Origin of the sequence: Mesorhizobium sp. M7A.F.Ca.CA.004.12.1.1 (assembly GCF_003997835.1) — a bacterium.
Lineage (GTDB): Bacteria > Pseudomonadota > Alphaproteobacteria > Rhizobiales > Rhizobiaceae > Mesorhizobium.
Genome location: NZ_RZRK01001170.1, coordinates 1 through 1,366, shown reverse-complemented (window position 1 = coordinate 1,366; position 1,366 = coordinate 1). Strand labels below are relative to the sequence as shown.

General features: G+C 61.8%; 2 protein-coding genes and 1 pseudogene. 1 reads left to right on the top strand and 2 read right to left on the bottom strand.

Annotation, left to right across the window (positions count from 1 at the left end; all coding sequences use genetic code 11):
- Positions 1-525 (bottom strand): annotated as a pseudogene (locus tag EN984_RS34790) (2-acyl-glycerophospho-ethanolamine acyltransferase); the annotation flags it as partial.
- Positions 526-648: 123 nt separating this feature from the next.
- A complete protein-coding gene (locus tag EN984_RS34785; RefSeq protein WP_127271318.1) occupies positions 649-1,056 on the bottom strand; it encodes a 4-oxalocrotonate tautomerase family protein in 408 nt (135 codons plus the stop codon).
- A gap of 112 nt (positions 1,057-1,168) precedes the next feature.
- Here EN984_RS34785 and EN984_RS34780 point away from each other — a divergent pair.
- On the top strand, positions 1,169-1,366 hold a 198-nt coding region (locus tag EN984_RS34780; protein WP_127384366.1), incomplete at its 3' end, for a LysR family transcriptional regulator.

Below are 1,366 nucleotides of genomic sequence, written 5' to 3'. Positions count from 1 at the left end.
CACCGGCAGGCCGCGCGCGCCGCCGACGAAGATCGGCACGATCTTGGCATCGGCCTGCATGGCGATGCGGGTGACGGCACGAAACAACCGAAACATCTTGACGTCAGGCTCGACCGCATCCGGCAGATAGACGGCGAGCCGGCCCTTGCCCCTCAGCACGCGCACCAGCCGGCGGCTGACGAAGAGATGTTCGGCGTTGAAAGCGATGGTACGGCCAAGCTCGCGCCAAAGTTCAAGCCACGGCGAGCGCGCCGAGGCCTCGTCGAGTATGTGCAGTGTGTCTTCCGGCAGCAGCGACAGCATCAGCGCCGGTTCGAAGCGCGATTGATGCGAGATGACGTAGATGACTGGAGCCTGCGCCTGGCGGGCGATCCTGATACGGCTGTCGGCGATCCGGTAGGCGAGCTTGAACGGCACATAGAGCAGCGCCTGGGTAAAGCGCAGGCCGAGGCGGAATATTTCCACCACGCCGATCAGCAGCCAGGCCAGAACAAGACCCGCAAGCAGCGCCAGTGTCAGGACCATGCCGCGTCTCTCCCAACATTCTTAGCATCTCGGCTCTTTTGCGGCCGCTTCGGCCAGAACCTAGACGATGTGGGAGGAAGGTCAATGCGGAGCTTTTGCTTCCCTGGTGCGGGAAGCTGCTTGTCATGCCGCCTGCAGCCGTCCACTGATGAAACGAAATTCCTGCGTCTTGCCGCCATAGCCGTAAGCGGCTGCCGGCACTTCATGTACGAAGGCGTAGCTCTCCTCGTGCACGCCGCCCAGCAGACGGCCGAAGGCCGCGAAGATCGCCTTCAGATAGGCCTCCAGCTCAAGCTTGGTGTTGGTGCCGTCGACCACCTTGATATCAAGCCAGAACGTGTTGGTGCCGTGCTCGGCCAGCGACTTGCCGCCGGCGAACCAGTGCTGCGGATCGACATAGGACACGGCAACTGCCGTGATCGTCGGATCCTTGCGCAGCTGCGTGGCGGTGATTTCGGTAGCCTCCTCTGCGATGCGAGCGGAAAGCGCCGCGTCAGGCTTGCCGGTGACGCTGATGTTGATAATGGGCATTTTCTTCTCCTTGGCTTGAGCGGCGTCCGATCGCCGTTGAAACAACCATGCCACCACCTTTAGATCAAAAAAATCGAATTGTTTTTAACTGAAGCTTCGATAATATCGAAGTATGGAAACGCTGGATCCCGATCTGCTCCGAACCTTCCTTGCTTTCGTCGACAGCGGCTCGCTGGCCCAGGCGGCTGCAAGCGTCGGCCGTTCGCCCTCGGCGGTGACCACCCAGATGCAGCGGCTGGAAGAAATCGTCGGCGAGCCGCTGCTGGCGCCGCAAGGGCGAGGGCGCGGCTTGACCCCTGCAGGCGAAGAC

Bases quoted from the DNA above. Each gene is read 5' to 3' on its own strand.
- EN984_RS34785 (WP_127271318.1), bottom strand. From the start codon at position 1,056: ATGCCCATTATCAACATCAGCGTCACCGGCAAGCCTGACGCGGCGCTT.